This window comes from Streptomyces sp. NPDC005303 (genome assembly GCF_040607335.1).
Classification (GTDB): Bacteria; Actinomycetota; Actinomycetes; order Streptomycetales; family Streptomycetaceae; genus Streptomyces.
Map to the genome: position 1 here is coordinate 172,382 of NZ_JBEXGM010000004.1, position 14,265 is coordinate 186,646.

Sequence of the window (14,265 nt, forward strand, 5' to 3'; positions counted from 1 at the left end):
CGGGGTCACGACCCCTCCCCTGTGTACTCCTCGTAGGACCTGTACTGGACACCGAGGTTCCGCAGTGTCTCGCGCAACCCGTAGCGGTCCAGGCCGAGTTGGCCGTCGATGAAGGCGGCGCGGGTGGCGGCCTCCTTGGCCTCGCGGGCCTCCGCCTTCTCCACTGTCTCAGCCGCCCGCTCGCGCGGGACGACCACGACGCCGTCGTCGTCTGCGAGGATCACGTCGCCCGGGCGGATCACCTGGCCGTCGATGGCGATCGGCACGTTGACCGAGCCGCCGGTGGCCTTGACGGTGCCCTGCGAGGAGACCGCGCGGGACCAGGCGGCGAAGCCCATGTCGCGCAGCTCCTGGGTGTCACGGATGCCGGTGCCGGTGACGACCCCGCGCACCCCGCGCCGCTGCAGAGCGGTCGCGAACAGCTCGCCGAACAGGCCGTCCGTGCACGGGGAGGTGGTGGTGACGACCAGGATGTCGCCCTCGCCGCACTGCTCGACGGCCGCGTGGATCATGAGGTTGTCGCCGGGCCAGCCGATCACGGTGACGGCCGTGCCCGCGACCCGTACGCCCTGCTGGACGGGGCGAATCGCCGGGCCCAGCAGGCCCGTTCGACCCATTGCCTCGCTGACGGTGGCCACGCCGTAGCGCGCGAGCGCGTCGACGTCCTTGAGGTCCGCCTTCGGCGGGTCGGTGACGATCACGCCGCTCATGCCAGCTCCTTCGCGATCTGCGGGTAGGGGCGCATGTACGCCTCGGCCATGGTCTTGTGGGCCAGCCCCAGGTTCGGGCCCGCGTTGCGCTTGAGCTGGACGCCCCGGCGCACGGCGAGGTCGGTGTAGTAGTCCCACAGGTGCTGCTGGGCGCCGAGGCACTCCATGGCCTTGCGCTTGGTCTCCCAGACCTCGGTGATGTCGAGGAGCACCTCGGGCCTGAAGCCGCTCATCTCGGGCTGGTGGGGCTCGAAGTAGAAGACCGGCGGGGCGCCGATGATCTCGCCCTCGCCCGGATAGCCGATGGCCTGTGCGAGGATCCGGGCCTCCAGCGCCATACGGTTGGCGGCCGGGTGGTCGCCGTTGTACGGGTCCTCGACCGGGTGGGTGAGCACGACATCGGGCTGCGTGGCCCGATAGACCTCTACGAGCTGGTCGGTCAACTCCGCGGTGGCGACCAGCGGGTAGTCGCCGGCGTCGAAGAAACGGACCTCGGCGCCGAGGGTGGCGGCGGCCCGCTCGGCCTCACCCCGGCGTATCGCCTTGATCTCGTCGAGCTTCCTGCCCTCGCGCCAGGCCTTCGCGGACTCCCCGCGCTCACCGAACGTCAGACAGGCGATGGTGACCTTCTCGCCCCGGGAGGCGGCCAGGGCGATGGCTCCGCCCGCCCGCCACACGAAGTCCCCGGCATGCGCGGTGATCACCAGTGTCGAACGTGGAGCGGCGGGCGCGCCTGACTGCGTCATCACGGACATCTCCTCGGAGTGGACAGGTGCGCGCCCGCCTCGTGCGGCTCAGTCGCGCAGCGCCTCGATCACGCTGGCGAGGTGGGCACGGACGGTCCGCTCGGCCGCCTGGGGGTCCCTGGCCCCGATCGCCTCGATCATCGCCAGATGCTCGTGCAGGGAGCGCTGCGGGCGTCCGGGCCGGAGCGCCAACTGGAAGCGGTGTCGCACGAGTTGGGCGTTGAGTCGCTCCAGCAGATCCACGGCGGTCTGCTGGCCGGAGAACTCCCGCACCTTGGCGTGCAGCTCCTGGTTGAGCTCGGAGTAGGTCATCGGCTCACCGTCGGCCACGGCCTTGGTCATCGCCGTGCCCAGCTCGGTCAGCTCGGCGAGCTGCTCGTCACTGGCCAGGGTCGCCGCCTTGGCCGCGCACAGCCCTTCGAGGACCATGCGGCACTCGGTGATGGCTACCGCCTCCTCGACGGTCACCACCCGCACCCGGGAACCCCGGTTGCGGATCCGCTCGACGAGGCCCAGGGCCTCCAGATCGATGAGTGCGGCCCGGATGCTGGCCCGTGTCACACCGAACTGCTCGGCGAGCTCGTTCTCCACCAGCCGCTGGGCCGGTGCCATCTCGCCGTGCAGGATCGCCTGCCGCAGCTGCGCGAGCGCATGCTGCTTGGCCTGCTCCCCGGTGCTCGGACGGGCTTCTGTCGGCATCGTTGCCCTCCCTGAGTGAGTGCCTGTCGAACCTAAATCTAGCCAGACAACATTGTCAACAATTTTGTCGGCCGTATTGCAGGCCGGCAATCCGCTCGGCGCCCCGCACCGGCCGACGGACGACGCCGGGCCGCGGACACCGGTCGGCAGGCGACTCCACCGTCATGCCGACACACCGGCCCGTGGAGATCGCGGTGAGCCCGCCGCCCACATCCCGGCTCTCCTGTACGGCGGGACACCCCCCTCGCGCCACAGCAGCGGGGGCGTGACCCCTTTCCGCCGGTCCACGAGCAATGTGCGCCAGGCGAGGCCCGCCGACCGGACCGGGCGGCGACGGGTCGACGGATCTCCCACGACCCTCACGCGCAGTCGCCGCTCGAGCCCGACGCTCGCCGACTCGAACCGCCGGTCGCCCAGCGACCGCCGTACGACGGCCAGTTCGCAGCCGCCCTCCCCGAGTCCCGCCGAAGCGGAGTCGGCGCGCACCGGGTGGGCGCGACCCGAGACCGCCTCCCGGATCAGTTACTTGCTTGACTTAAGTAACTTGCATGTGCTTGCCTAAGTCAAGCAAGCCTTCACGGACAGGGCCCGCGCCGAGCGGACGTGGGTCCTCGCGCCCAACCCCCGTGGGGACGGGGAACGGCGCGGTCGCCGGGCCCGGTGGCGGACCACTCCCCCCGGTCGCCACCGGGCCCTGCCACGCACCCCTCGGATCCCCTCCAGAAAGTGAGACACCCCATGGCCACGATGAAGTCCGTCCTCGCCGCGAAGAACAAGGTCGACGTGGTGGACGTCGAGCGGCCCGCTCCCGGCCCCAAGGACGCCCTCGTACGGGTCCGGGCCTGCGGCATCTGCGGCACGGACACCTTCTTCCTCCACCTGGGCGGCATGCCCGCCGGTGCGGACGGGTCGATGCGGGCCATCCCGCTCGGCCACGAGCCGGCCGGTGAGGTCGTCGAGGTGGGCGCCGAGGTGGCGGGTCTCATGGTCGGCAACCGGGTCGTCGTCAACCCGCAGGCCGCACCCACCGGCATCATCGGCTGCGGCGGCGAACTCGGCGGCATGGACGAGTACCTGCTCATCGAGAACGTCGAAGTCGGCACCAGCGTCGCCGTCTTCCCCGACGACATGCCCTTCGACGTCGCCTCCCTCAACGAACCCATGGCGGTCGCCCGGCACGCCGTCAACCGCTCCGGGGCCAGAACCACGGACAAGGTGGTCGTGTTCGGCGCCGGGCCCATCGGCCTGGGTGCCGCGATCTGGCTGAAGCTGCGCGGGGTGGAGCACGTGACGGTGGTCGACATCATCCCCGAGCGCCTCGACACCGCCCTCGCGGTCGGCGCCGACGCGGTCGTCAACTCGGCCACGGAGGACCTCACGGGCCGACTGAAGGAGCTGCACGGCGAGGCCGTGAACGCGCTCGGGCAGCCGCGGGCCGGCACCGACATCTACCTCGACGCCGCGGGGGCACCGGCGGTGTTCGACTCCGTGATCGCCAACGCCAAGTGGCACGCCAAGCTCGTCATGGTCGCCGTACAGAAGAAGGGCGAGGTGGATCTCGGCGGGATGCTGCGCAGCGAGCTCACGCTCATCGCGTCGCAGGGGTATCCGACGGAGATCTTCGAGGTCACGGCGGAGCTGGTGGAGCACCGGGACCGGTTCGCGAAACTCATCAGCCACCGGGTGCCGTTCGCCGAGGTCGACCACGCCTTTGAGCTCGCGCTGACTCCCGGGGCCGCGGAGAAGGTCGTGGTGACCTTCCCATAACTTGCGTAAGTCAATCAATTGCTATTCACTTGAGTAAGTCAAGCAATCCTGCCCTTCCCGACGGAGGCCCCGCCATGTCAGACGCCCTTGCCCGACCTGCCGAAGCGGGGACGTCCGCCCCGCCGAGGCCGAACGCCGTGGTGGCGGTGCTGGCCCTGGCCGGAATCGTCGTCTCGCTGATGCAGACCCTGGTCATCCCGATCGTGCCCGAGCTGCCCAAGCTCCTGCACGCGGAGGCCTCCGACACCGCCTGGGCGGTCACCGCCACCCTCCTCGCCGCGTCGGTGGCCACGCCGGTCGTCGGACGGCTCGGGGACATGTTCGGCAAGCGGCGGATGCTGCTGCTCAGCATCGTGCTGCTGGTCTCCGGTTCGCTGGTCTGCGGCCTCGCCGACTCCCTCGTACCGATGATCATCGGCCGTGCCCTGCAGGGTCTGGCCGCCGCCGTCGTACCGCTCGGCATCAGCATCATGCGGGACGCGCTGCCCGCCGACCGGCTCGCCGGGTCCACCGCGCTGATGAGCGCCTCGCTCGGTGTCGGTGGGGCCCTGGGGCTGCCCGCCGCCGCGTTCATCGCCGACAACTGGAACTGGCACATCCTGTTCTGGGTCTCCGCCACCCTCGGTGCCGTCGCCTTCGTCCTCGTCCTGCTGATCGTGCCGGAGTCCAAGGTCCGCGCCGGGGGCCGGTTCGACCTGGTCGGTTCGCTGGGGCTGTCGGCCGGTCTGGTCTCGCTGCTGCTGGCCGTCTCCAAGGGCGGCGACTGGGGCTGGACCAGCGGCACCACGCTCGGTCTCGGTGCCGCCGCGGTGCTGATCCTGCTGGCCTGGGGCTGGTGGGAGCTGCGTGCCGAGCAGCCGCTGGTGGACCTGCGCACCACCGCCAAGCCGCAGGTGCTGTTCACCAACCTCGCCTCGGTCGCCCTCGGCTTCTCGATGTTCGCGATGTCCCTGGTGCTGCCGCAGCTGCTCCAGCTGCCCTCGCAGACCGGCTACGGTCTCGGCAAGTCCATGCTGACCGTCGGTCTGGTGCTGGCCCCGCAAGGCCTGGTGATGATGGTGATGTCGGCCGTCTCCGCGGCCCTCACCAAGGCCAAGGGCCCCAAGATCACACTGATGGTCGGCGCGCTGATCGTGGCCGCCGGTTACGGGCTCAACATCGTCCTGATGTCCGAGGTCTGGCACCTCATCCTGGTCTCCTGCGTCATCGGCGCCGGCATCGGCTTCACCTACGGCGCCCTGCCCGCCCTGATCATGGGCGCCGTGGACCCCTCCCAGACGGGTGCCGCCAACAGTCTCAACACCCTGATGCGGTCCCTCGGCACCTCCTTCGCCAGTGCCCTCGCCGGCGTGATCCTGGCCCAGATGACCACCGACTTCGGCGGCGTCGCGTTGCCCTCGGAGAACGGCTTCAAGGTCGTCATGGCGATCGGCGCGGGAGCGGCGCTGCTCGCCTTCGCCGTCGCGACCTTCATCCCCCGCCGGCGCCCGACGTCGCTCCAGGCCACGACCGACGGAACGGCGGAGCCGACGGAGGTCGGCGCCAAGGCCTAGGGCCGGGTCCGCAGCGGGTCGATCGGCCGCCGCTTCCTCATGGGGGCGTCGGCCGATCAGCCCTGCGCGGGAGGGAGCGTGGGCCACTCGGCGTCGCGAGGGCGGCACCATGCTGCCCGCTGCCCCAGCCCGGACGCACTCCGATTGGACGGGAGTCGCAAGGGCCCGACACCCCCTACTTGATGACCGCGTTGGCCACCACGACCACCACCCCCAGCATCGCGTCCACCACCCCGATGCCGACCGCGGTCGGCCATGGGCGATGAGACCAGCGGGCCGTGAACAGGCCCAGCGTGAACAGAAGGGTGATGTTGAGGGCGAAGGCCGCGTACTCGACGCCGTTCGCGGGCCACCAGCCCCAACCCGCCCCGGCCAGGAGGAGGACCGTCGGCACGACCGCGGCGATCAGGGGCCACTCCTCGGCCAGGGTGCGCAAGGCGTCCCCGCGGCGGCGCGGGGCTCGCTCGGCGATGTAGTGGGCGTAACCGTGCGCGAGGGCGGAGGCGAGGGCGGTGACCAGGAGCCACGCGGCGTCGTAGCGGCGGCTTTCGCGTGAGGTGTGCCCGTACTGGGTGAGCGCGGCGACCATGGAGCAGGCCAGGACGGAGCCGTAGACGCCGCCGAAGAGGACGGCCTCACGGGTGTCGTGCTGCTGCGGCCGGGACGCGGCAGCCTCGGTGTCCGCCATGTCCTCCACGATCACCCGGGCCGCGATGTGCTGCCAGTCCGCGACACCATGTCCGCCCACCTGCGCAGACACTCCACACACTGTCGGCGGACGGCCCTGGAACGATCTCGCTAGGGTCAGCCCATGGACCACAGCTTCGTACTGCACATTCCCGACGCCGAGCTCGAGTCCGAGCCCCTCGCACGGGAGCAGATCGTCTCCGGTACGCCCGAGGTGACCGGGAAGGTGGTCTGGGAGTCGCGGGACGGGCGGCAGATCCGGGGCATCTGGCAGATCACTCCCGGGGTCGTCACCGACACGGAGGCGGACGAGCTGTTCGTCGTCGTCAGCGGTTCGGCGACCATCGAGGTCGAGGGCGGCCCGACACTGCACGTGGGGCCCGGCGACATGGCCGTACTGCGCGAGGGCGACCGTACGACGTGGACGGTGCACGAGACGCTGCGGAAGGCGTACGCGATCAACCTCTGACGGGGGCGTCTCGAGCGCCGTCGGGCGGGCTCGCCGTCGTCCCCCGGATCTCCAGCGCCGGCGCGGCGAGATCCGTACGGCCCGCTCCCCCGCGTCCCTCGAAACGGTCGAGCAGACAGCGTGCGGCGCGGCGTCCGACGTCGTGGCTGGCGTTGTCGACGGTGGTGAGCCAGACGTGGCGCAGGCGGGCGATGCTCGTGTTGTCGTAGCCGACGACGGACAGGTCGCGGGGGACGGTCAGGCCCAGTTCCTCGGCGGCCGAGACCGCGCCGATCGCGGCGATGTCGTTGACGGCGAAGAGGGCCGTCGGCCGGACGGGACGGCTCAGCAGCCGGACCGTCGCGCGGTAGCCGCCCTCCTCGGTCATGTCGCTCGGCTCGACGACCGCCTCCGGTGCGAGACCGTGCGCCCGCATCGCCGCCTCGAAGCTCCCGCGGCGCAGCTCGCCGACCGCCCCGTACCCCGCGATGTGCGCGATGCGGCGGTGGCCGAGGCCGATCAGGTGCTCGGTGACGAGGCGGGCGCCGCGCTCGTCGTCGTTGGCGACCACGTCCACCCCCGGCAGCACGGGTTCGCGCGCCCCGGCCACGACCACCGGGAGGCGTTCGGCCACCGCTGAGAGCGCGGCGGGTTCGGGCAGCGTGCCGACCACGACCAGGCCGTCCACACCGAGGTCCAGGAAGGGGCCCGCCGGGTCCTGTCCGGTACGCCGGTTGAGGCGGGCGTCGGCCAGCAGCATCCGCAGGCCGTTGTCGTGGAGCAGGGAGTTGAGGCCGTCGAGCAGGTCGACGAACCAGGGGTTGCGCAGGTCGTTCAGGAGGACGCCGACCGTGCGGGTGCGCTGCTCGCTGAGGCTGCGGGCGGCGGCGTTCGGGCGGTAGCCGAGCTCGCGCACGGCCCGCAGGACGGCCTCCCGCTTCTCCGGGCGCACCTGGTCGGAGCCCCGCAGCACGAGCGAGACCAGCGACTTCGAGACACCGGCCCGGTCGGCCACATCACGGATCGTCGGCGGCCTCATGAGAATGGACCGTTCCATGAGGGGGTGCGGCTTGTCAAAGGCTTGACAGCGAGCAAATACGGCACCCAAGGTGACCTGGAAAGCAAATGGACCGGTCCAAAGAGGGGCTCCCCATGGTCGATACGCTCGGTGTCGCCGTCATCGGATTCGGCTGGATGGGGCGGGTGCACACCCAGGCGTACGCCCGTGTCCCGCACCACTACCCACTGCTCGCCCTGCGTCCGCGGCTGGTGACCGTCGCCGAGGACGTGCCGGGGCGGGCCGAGGAGGCCGCCGCGCAGTTCGGGTTCGCCGCGACGACCCGCGACTGGCGCGAGGTCGCCGCCGACCCCCGTGTGCAGGCCGTCAGCATCACCGCGCCCAACTTCCTGCACCGGGAGATCGGCGTGGCGATGGCCGAGGCCGGCAAGCACATCTGGATCGAGAAGCCGGTGGGTCTGACCGCCGAGGACGCCCGGGCGGTGGCCGATGCCGCGGCCAGGGCCGGTGTGCGAAGCGCGGTCGGCTTCAACTACCGCAACGCCCCCGCCGTGGAGACCGCCCGCGAGCTGATCGCCGCCGGCGAGATCGGCACGGTCACCCATGTCCGCGTCCGGCTCCTCAGCGACTACGCGGCCCACCCGCAGGGGGCGCTCACCTGGCGTTTCGAGCGCGAGCGCGGCGGCAGCGGAGTGCTCGGCGACCTCGCCTCGCACGGCGCCGACCTGGCCCGTTTCCTCCTCGGCGACATCGTGTCCCTCACGGCCGACACCGCGATCTTCGTGCCGGAGCGCGCCCGCCCCACCGGGGCCACCGCCGGGCACACCCTCGCGACAGGGGAGCTGGGCCCGGTCGAGAACGAGGACTACGTCAACTGCCTGCTGCGTTTCGCCTCCGGCGCCCGGGGTGTCCTGGAGGCCTGCCGGGTCTCGGTCGGCGAGCAGAACAACTACGGGTTCGAGGTGCACGGCACGAAGGGCGCGGTGTTCTGGGACTTCCGCCGCATGGGCGAGCTCGGCATCAGCCGCGGCACCGGCTACCAGGACCAGCCGGTCAGCACGGTGTACGTCGGCCCGGGCGACGGCGAGTTCGGCGCCTTCCAGCCGGGCGCGGCCAACGCCATGGGCTACGACGACCTGAAGGTCGTGGAGGCCCACCGCTTCCTGCGGTCGGTCGCCGAGGGCCGGTCGTACGGGGCCACCTTGGACGACGCCGTGCACAGCGCCGCCGTACTGGACGCGATGTCCCGGTCCGCGGCGAGCGGTTCGTGGGTGGACGTGTCGGCATGACGGTCCGGGTGGGGATGATCGGGGCCGGTGTGATGGGCGCCGATCATGTGCGGCTGCTGCACGGGTTCGTGTCGTCGGCGCGGGTCGTGGCGGTGGCCGACCTCGACGGGGCGGGGCGGGGGCGGTCGCGTCCGGCGTTCCGGGGGCGCTCGTCAGCCCCGACGCGCTGTCGCTGATCGCCGATTCCCGCGTGGACGCCGTGGTCGTCGCCTCGCACGACTCCACCCACGCCGAGCTGACCGTGGCCGCCGTACGCGCCGGGAAGCCGGTGCTGTGCGAGAAGCCGCTGGCGCCGACGGTCGCCGAGTGCGCCGAGGTGGTGCGGGAGGTGGGCTCGTGTCGGTGGGGTTCATGCGGCGGTTCGACCCGGCGTACGTCGCGCTGAAGGCCGCGCTGGGAGAGGGCCGGTGCGGTCGGCCCCGCGTGGTGCACTGTGTGCACCGGGGGGTGGCCTCGGCGCCGGGCGCGGTCAGCGAGTTCAGCGTCACCGGGTCGTCGGTCCACGAGTTCGACGTGGTGCCGTGGCTGCTGGACTCGCCCGTCACGGCGGTGTCCTGGCACGCGCCGGAAGGCGGCTCTGCCCCTGGTCTGCGGGACCCCCAGGTGATGCTGCTGCACACCGCCGACGGCACGCTCACCACGGTCGAGACCTTCCTCAACGCCCGTTACGGTTACGAGGTCCGCTGCGAGGTCGTCGGGGAACGCGGCACCCTCCAACTCGCCGAGCCCGCACTGGTCGTGAGCCATCTGGAGCGGACCCGGTCCACCGCCCACCCGGCCGACTGGCGGCCCCGGTTCGCCGACGCCTACCGGCTGGAGCTGCAGGCGTGGATCGACTCGGTGGTGGCCGCGCGGCCCTCTCCGCTGCCCTCCGCGCGGGAGGGGCTGACCGCCTCCGCGGTCGCCGAGGCGGTGATCGCGTCGATGCGGGACGGGGGCCGGACCGTGCCCGTGGCCGTCCCGGCCGTGTGAGGCGTGCCGCGACGACACTCGCCGCGCCCCGCGCCCCCGGACAGCGCATCGGCACCCCGAAAGGGCGGCCTACGACGGCATGTTGTACGGCGTCACCACCTGTATCGCCGAAGGCACCGTCGGCCCCGCCGGCGGCAGCGCCCCGTGCGCCCGCATCACGATGTGACACGCCTCCCGCATGTCCTGCCGCAGATCGTGGTGGAGCACGGCCGACAGGCGATGTTCCCGCAGCAGCCGGTCGTTGTCGTGGTCGAGGTCATGGGCCACGAACACCGCGCACTCCCTGCCCAGGTCCTCGAAGGCCCTGAGTGTGGCGATGTTGCCGCCTCCGATGGAGTAGACCGCGCGGATCTCCGGATCCCGCTCCAGCGCGGCCCGGACGAGGTCGTACTGCGTGGCGTCCAGGCCCTGTCCCTCGGCGATCTCCACCAGCGCCCGCTCGGGGTGCCGGGCGCGCATGGCGCTGCGGAACCCCATCTCGCGCTCCTCCTCGTTGCGGAAGAAACCGCTGCTGAGGCTGGTGAGAACGTTGCCGGGACGGTCGCCGAGCCACTGGCCCATGAGGTAGGCGGCGGTCGCTCCCGCCGCCCGGTTGTCGATGCCGACGTAGGCGAGGCGGGCCGTGGCGGGCAGATCGGTGACCAGGGTGACCACAGGGATGCCCGCGTCCGCGAGCCGGCCGACGGCCGCCGTGACCTCGGGAACGTCGGGTGCCTTCAGGATCACGCCCTGGGAGCCGCGCCGGGCTATCCGGTCGAGGGTCTTCGTCAGTTCCGCCACCGGCCCGGTCTCCCGGAAGTGGAAGCGGGAGCGCAGGACGGCGGGGTGCAGCGCGGGCAGCTCGGCCTCCAGGGCGGCGCGCACGGCCGTGGAGAAGCGTTCCGGCGTCTGCATCACTATGTCGATCATGAAGGTGCGGCCGACGAGCCGGACCTGGGTGCGCTGCCGGTCCAGGTCGGTGATCGCCTGGTGGACCTCGCGGGCGGTGTTCTCCCTGACCCCTCCCCTGCCGTTCAGGACCCGGTCGACGGTGGCCTCGCTCAGCCCCGCCTGACGTGCGATTTCCCGGATCGGGAAGGGGTGGCCCACGCGACTGCTCCTTGAGGGGTTTTTGATGGCTGCCTGCTGGTTGTTCGACGGCTTTGTCATGACAAGAATGACAGCGCTGAGTCGCCCCTGTCACCGAGAGGACGCCGATGTCCTTCACCGCCGTACACCGCCGCGCCTGGCTGTCCGAGCAGGACTGCGACCTCGACTCGTTCCGCGCGCTCGTCGAGCGGACCGCCGACCTCGCCGACCACCCGAACGCCTCGGCCGTGGAGCAGAACGTCCTTCTGTACGACGCCGAGCGCGTCCTCGGCGCCAAGGACCGCCGGGAGGTGCAGGAGGAACTGGTGCGCGCCCTGACCGACGGCCCCGGGGTCGTGGTCTTCCAGGGGGCGTTTCCCGATCACGCGGTCGTGGACCGGTTCACCGCGGTCTTCGACTCGCTGATCCGGGAGCAGTACGCGGCGGGCACGACCGCGGGCGACCACTTCGCGAAGCCCGGCGCCAACGAGCGGGTGTGGAACGCGCTGGAGAAGGCCGCCCTCTACGACCCGGCGGCGTTCGCCGACTACTACGCCAACCCCATCGTCGCCCTGGTGTCCGAGGCCTGGCTCGGCCCCGGTTACCAGGTCACCTCGCAGGTCAACGTGGTCAACCCGGGCGGTCTCGCGCAGACCGTGCACCGCGACTACCACCTCGGGTTCCTCTCCGACGAGGCCGCCGCGGCCTATCCGGCGCACGTCCACCGCCTCTCCCCCGTGCTCACGCTCCAGGGGGCCATCGCGCACTGCGACATGCCCGTGGAGTCGGGACCGACGCTGTACCTGCCGTTCTCGCAGCGGTTCGAGCCCGGGTATCTGGCGTGGCGGCGGCCGGAGTTCCAGGCGTACTTCAAGGAGCACCACGTCCAGCTGCCGCTCTCGAAGGGCGACGCGGTCTTCTTCAACCCGGCGCTGTTCCACGCGGCCGGCACCAACCGCACCACCGACGTACGGCGCATGGCCAACCTGCTCCAGGTGTCCTCGGCCTTCGGGCGCGCCATGGAGAGCGTGGACCGGGAGGCGGTGTCGAACGCCGTCTACCCGGCGCTGCTGCGCCGCAAGTCGGAGGGCGCCGACGCGGAGTGGCTGGACAACGTGATCGCCGCGAGCGCCGAGGGCTACCCCTTCCCCACCAACCTCGACAGCGACCCACCGGTCGACGGACTCGCCCCGCCCTCCCAGGCGGACCTCGTCCGGCGGGCACTGGCCGAGGACTGGACCCCGCGCACGCTCAGGGACGAGCTGCGGGCGGGTGCCGACCGGCGCACCAGCTGAACCGGCTTCGCACTACTCGAAAGGGACCGGCACATTCATGGGACTACTCGACGACAAGGTCGTCCTCGTCAACGGCGGCAGTCAGGGCGTCGGTGCCGCCATCGCCCGCGCCGCCGTCCGTGAAGGGGCGGTCGTGGCCGTCACCGGGCGCCGGGCGGAGCCCGGTGAGGCGCTGGTGGCGGAGCTGGAGGCGGCCGGCGGCAAGGCGCTGTTCGTGCGCGCCGACCTCGCCGACGCCGAACAGGCCAAGGCCTCCGTCACCCGGGTCGTGGAGGCGTACGGCAGGGTCGACTGCCTGGTGAACTCCGCCGGGCTCACCTCCCGCGGCACCCTCCTCGACACCACGCCCGAGCTGTTCGACCAGCACATCGCGATCAACCTGAAGGCGCCGTTCTTCGCCATGCAGGCGGCGGTGGCGGACATGGTCGGCCGGGGGGCACCCGGCACGGTCGTCAACATCATCACGTCCTCGGCGCACGGCGGGCAGCCGTTCCTCGCGCCCTACGTGGCCGCCAAGGCCGGTCTCATCGGCCTCACCCGCAACGCCGCGCACGCGCACCGCTGGGACCGGGTGCGGATCAACGGCCTGAACATCGGCTGGACGGCGACCGAGGGTGAGGACGCCACCCAGAAGACCTTCCACGGCGCCGGCGACGACTGGCGTGAGGAAGCCGCGGCCAAACTCCCGATGGGCAAGCTCGGCCAGCCCGACGAGATCGCCGACTTCGTGGTCCTGCTGCTGTCCGACCGGTCGGGCGTGGTGACCGGATCGGTGATCGACTGGGACCAGAACGTCCTCGGCGGCCTCGACTGACCTCCCCTCCCCACTTGAGAACCCCGCAGAGACACCGCTCACCAGAAACGCCCTCAAGGAGCTGCACCCCCATGCGCATCGGAATCCTCGGCCTCGGCCGCATCGGCGCCTTCCACGCCGAGACCCTCTCCGGACTCGACGCGGTCGAGTCACTCGTGCTCACCGACCCCTTCGCGGAGGCCGCCAAGTCCGCCGCGGACCGGTTCGGCGGCGAGGTCGTGGACTCGCCCGAGGCCCTGCTGGCCGCCGGCGTGGACGGCATCGTGGTCGCCGCGGCGACCGACGCCCATCCCGGGCTCATCCTCGCCGGCGTCGAGGCGGGGATCCCCGTCTTCTGCGAGAAGCCCGTCGCCAAGCACATGAGCGACGGCGTCGACGTCCTCAGGGCGGTGGAGGGCAGCGACGTACCGATCCAGATCGGCTACAACCGCCGCTTCGACGCCGGTTTCGTCGCCGCCCGCGCGGCCGTCCAGGCCGGTGAGCTGGGCAAGCTGCACACCGTGCGCTCGACCACCCTGGACCCGGCCCCGCCGCCGGCCGCGTACATCGCCGCGTCCGGGGGCATCTTCCGGGACTGCTCGGTGCACGACTTCGACATCATCCGCTGGGTGACCGGCCACGAGGTCGTCGAGGTGTACGCCGTCGGCGGCAACCGGGGCGCCGACTACATCAAGGAGGCGGGCGACGCCGACACCACCGGCGCGATCCTCACCCTGGACGACGGCACGATCGCGGTGGTCTCCAACTCCCGCCACAACGCCCGGGGTTACGACGTCCGCATGGAGATCCACGGCTTCACCGACTCCATCGCCGTCGGCCTGGAGGACAAGCTCCCGCTGCGCTCGGTCGAACCCGGGGTGACCTTCCCGGCGGGCACCCCGCACGACTTCTTCATGGACCGCTTCACCGCGGCCTACCGCGCCGAACTCACCGCGTTCACCGAGGTCGTGGCCGGCAGCCGGCCCTCGCCGTGCACCATCGCGGACGCCCTGGAGGCGGGCTGGATCGCCGAGGCGTGCACGCTTTCCCTGCACGAGCACCGCCCGGTGACGATCGCCGAGGTCCGCTCCGCCTGAACCCGCCGCGGTGTCCCGGGCGCCCGCGTCCGGGACACCGGCGGCTGAACGCTCCGCCCGCGACACCCGTTTACGGTCACGTGATCTCTCCGTACGACCATGAGAGCCTCCCACGTCCGACCG

16 protein-coding genes are annotated in these 14,265 nt (G+C 71.6%); 10 read left to right on the forward strand and 6 right to left on the reverse strand.

Annotation, left to right across the window (positions count from 1 at the left end):
• Positions 1 to 5 precede the first annotated feature (5 nt).
• From ABZT93_RS08915 to ABZT93_RS08925, 3 genes are read right to left on the reverse strand one after another with little or no spacing between them, the layout of a single operon-like run.
• On the reverse strand, positions 6 to 710 hold the full coding sequence (locus tag ABZT93_RS08915) for a 4-carboxy-4-hydroxy-2-oxoadipate aldolase/oxaloacetate decarboxylase (protein WP_356101033.1): 705 nt from the start codon (positions 708 to 710) through the stop codon (positions 6 to 8).
• Positions 707 to 1,456, reverse strand: a complete 750-nt coding sequence (locus ABZT93_RS08920; RefSeq protein ID WP_356101035.1) for a PIG-L deacetylase family protein — start codon at positions 1,454 to 1,456, stop codon at positions 707 to 709. The genes ABZT93_RS08915 and ABZT93_RS08920 overlap by 4 nt, the downstream gene beginning before the upstream one ends.
• Before the next feature lie 48 nt (positions 1,457 to 1,504).
• On the reverse strand, positions 1,505 to 2,155 hold the full coding sequence (locus ABZT93_RS08925) for a GntR family transcriptional regulator (RefSeq protein ID WP_356101037.1): 651 nt from the start codon (positions 2,153 to 2,155) through the stop codon (positions 1,505 to 1,507).
• Between the two features lie 738 nt (positions 2,156 to 2,893).
• Between ABZT93_RS08925 and ABZT93_RS08930 the strand changes: the two genes are divergently transcribed.
• Together ABZT93_RS08930 and ABZT93_RS08935 are read left to right on the forward strand one after the other, a co-directional pair.
• A complete protein-coding gene (locus ABZT93_RS08930) occupies positions 2,894 to 3,922 on the forward strand; it encodes a zinc-binding dehydrogenase (protein WP_356101038.1) in 1,029 nt (342 codons plus the stop codon).
• 74 nt (positions 3,923 to 3,996) lie between these two features.
• Positions 3,997 to 5,475 (forward strand): MFS transporter, encoded by a 1,479-nt coding sequence (locus tag ABZT93_RS08935; protein ID WP_356101040.1) that lies wholly within the window; start codon positions 3,997 to 3,999, stop codon positions 5,473 to 5,475.
• A gap of 175 nt (positions 5,476 to 5,650) precedes the next feature.
• Here the strand turns inward: ABZT93_RS08935 and ABZT93_RS08940 are convergent, their stop codons facing one another.
• Positions 5,651 to 6,163: a hypothetical protein gene (locus ABZT93_RS08940; protein ID WP_356101473.1), complete on the reverse strand. Its 513-nt coding sequence runs from the start codon at positions 6,161 to 6,163 to the stop codon at positions 5,651 to 5,653.
• 123 nt (positions 6,164 to 6,286) lie between these two features.
• On the opposite strand from ABZT93_RS08940, the gene ABZT93_RS08945 reads away from it, so the two are divergent.
• Entirely contained in the window at positions 6,287 to 6,631 is a 345-nt protein-coding gene (locus ABZT93_RS08945) for a cupin domain-containing protein (RefSeq protein WP_356101042.1), read from the forward strand.
• Here the strand turns inward: ABZT93_RS08945 and ABZT93_RS08950 are convergent.
• Positions 6,621 to 7,649, reverse strand: a complete 1,029-nt coding sequence (locus ABZT93_RS08950; RefSeq protein ID WP_356101044.1) for a LacI family DNA-binding transcriptional regulator — start codon at positions 7,647 to 7,649, stop codon at positions 6,621 to 6,623. The genes ABZT93_RS08945 and ABZT93_RS08950 overlap by 11 nt on opposite strands.
• A 113-nt stretch (positions 7,650 to 7,762) precedes the next feature.
• On the opposite strand from ABZT93_RS08950, the gene ABZT93_RS08955 reads away from it, so the two are divergent.
• Genes ABZT93_RS08955 through ABZT93_RS08970 form a run of 4 tightly spaced genes read left to right on the forward strand, consistent with a single transcriptional unit; the run spans position 7,763 to position 9,889 of the window.
• Complete coding sequence (locus tag ABZT93_RS08955) at positions 7,763 to 8,917, forward strand: Gfo/Idh/MocA family oxidoreductase (protein WP_356101046.1); 1,155 nt, start codon at positions 7,763 to 7,765, stop codon at positions 8,915 to 8,917.
• A complete protein-coding gene (locus tag ABZT93_RS08960) occupies positions 8,914 to 9,093 on the forward strand; it encodes a hypothetical protein (protein ID WP_356101048.1) in 180 nt (59 codons plus the stop codon). The genes ABZT93_RS08955 and ABZT93_RS08960 overlap by 4 nt, the downstream gene beginning before the upstream one ends.
• Positions 9,094 to 9,107: 14 nt before the next feature.
• Complete coding sequence (locus ABZT93_RS08965) at positions 9,108 to 9,302, forward strand: Gfo/Idh/MocA family oxidoreductase (protein ID WP_356101050.1); 195 nt, start codon at positions 9,108 to 9,110, stop codon at positions 9,300 to 9,302.
• On the forward strand, positions 9,254 to 9,889 hold the full coding sequence (locus ABZT93_RS08970) for a Gfo/Idh/MocA family oxidoreductase (protein ID WP_356101052.1): 636 nt from the start codon (positions 9,254 to 9,256) through the stop codon (positions 9,887 to 9,889). Before ABZT93_RS08965 ends, ABZT93_RS08970 begins: the two co-directional genes overlap by 49 nt.
• 69 nt (positions 9,890 to 9,958) lie before the next feature.
• Here the strand turns inward: ABZT93_RS08970 and ABZT93_RS08975 are convergent, their stop codons facing one another.
• Positions 9,959 to 10,978 (reverse strand): LacI family DNA-binding transcriptional regulator, encoded by a 1,020-nt coding sequence (locus tag ABZT93_RS08975; protein ID WP_356101054.1) that lies wholly within the window; start codon positions 10,976 to 10,978, stop codon positions 9,959 to 9,961.
• Positions 10,979 to 11,085: 107 nt separating this feature from the next.
• Here ABZT93_RS08975 and ABZT93_RS08980 point away from each other — a divergent pair, with 107 nt between their 5' ends.
• The 3 genes from ABZT93_RS08980 to ABZT93_RS08990 all read left to right on the forward strand — a co-directional run bounded on the left by ABZT93_RS08980 (position 11,086) and on the right by ABZT93_RS08990 (position 14,142).
• The gene (locus ABZT93_RS08980) at positions 11,086 to 12,252 is read left to right on the forward strand and encodes a phytanoyl-CoA dioxygenase family protein (RefSeq protein ID WP_356101056.1); all 1,167 of its coding nucleotides are present in this window, start codon (positions 11,086 to 11,088) and stop codon (positions 12,250 to 12,252) included.
• Between the two features lie 37 nt (positions 12,253 to 12,289).
• Positions 12,290 to 13,066, forward strand: coding sequence for an SDR family oxidoreductase (locus tag ABZT93_RS08985; protein WP_356101058.1), 777 nt, complete (start codon positions 12,290 to 12,292; stop codon positions 13,064 to 13,066).
• Between the two features lie 71 nt (positions 13,067 to 13,137).
• The gene (locus ABZT93_RS08990) at positions 13,138 to 14,142 is read left to right on the forward strand and encodes a Gfo/Idh/MocA family oxidoreductase (protein ID WP_356101060.1); all 1,005 of its coding nucleotides are present in this window, start codon (positions 13,138 to 13,140) and stop codon (positions 14,140 to 14,142) included.
• The last annotated feature ends 123 nt before the right edge of the window (positions 14,143 to 14,265 follow it).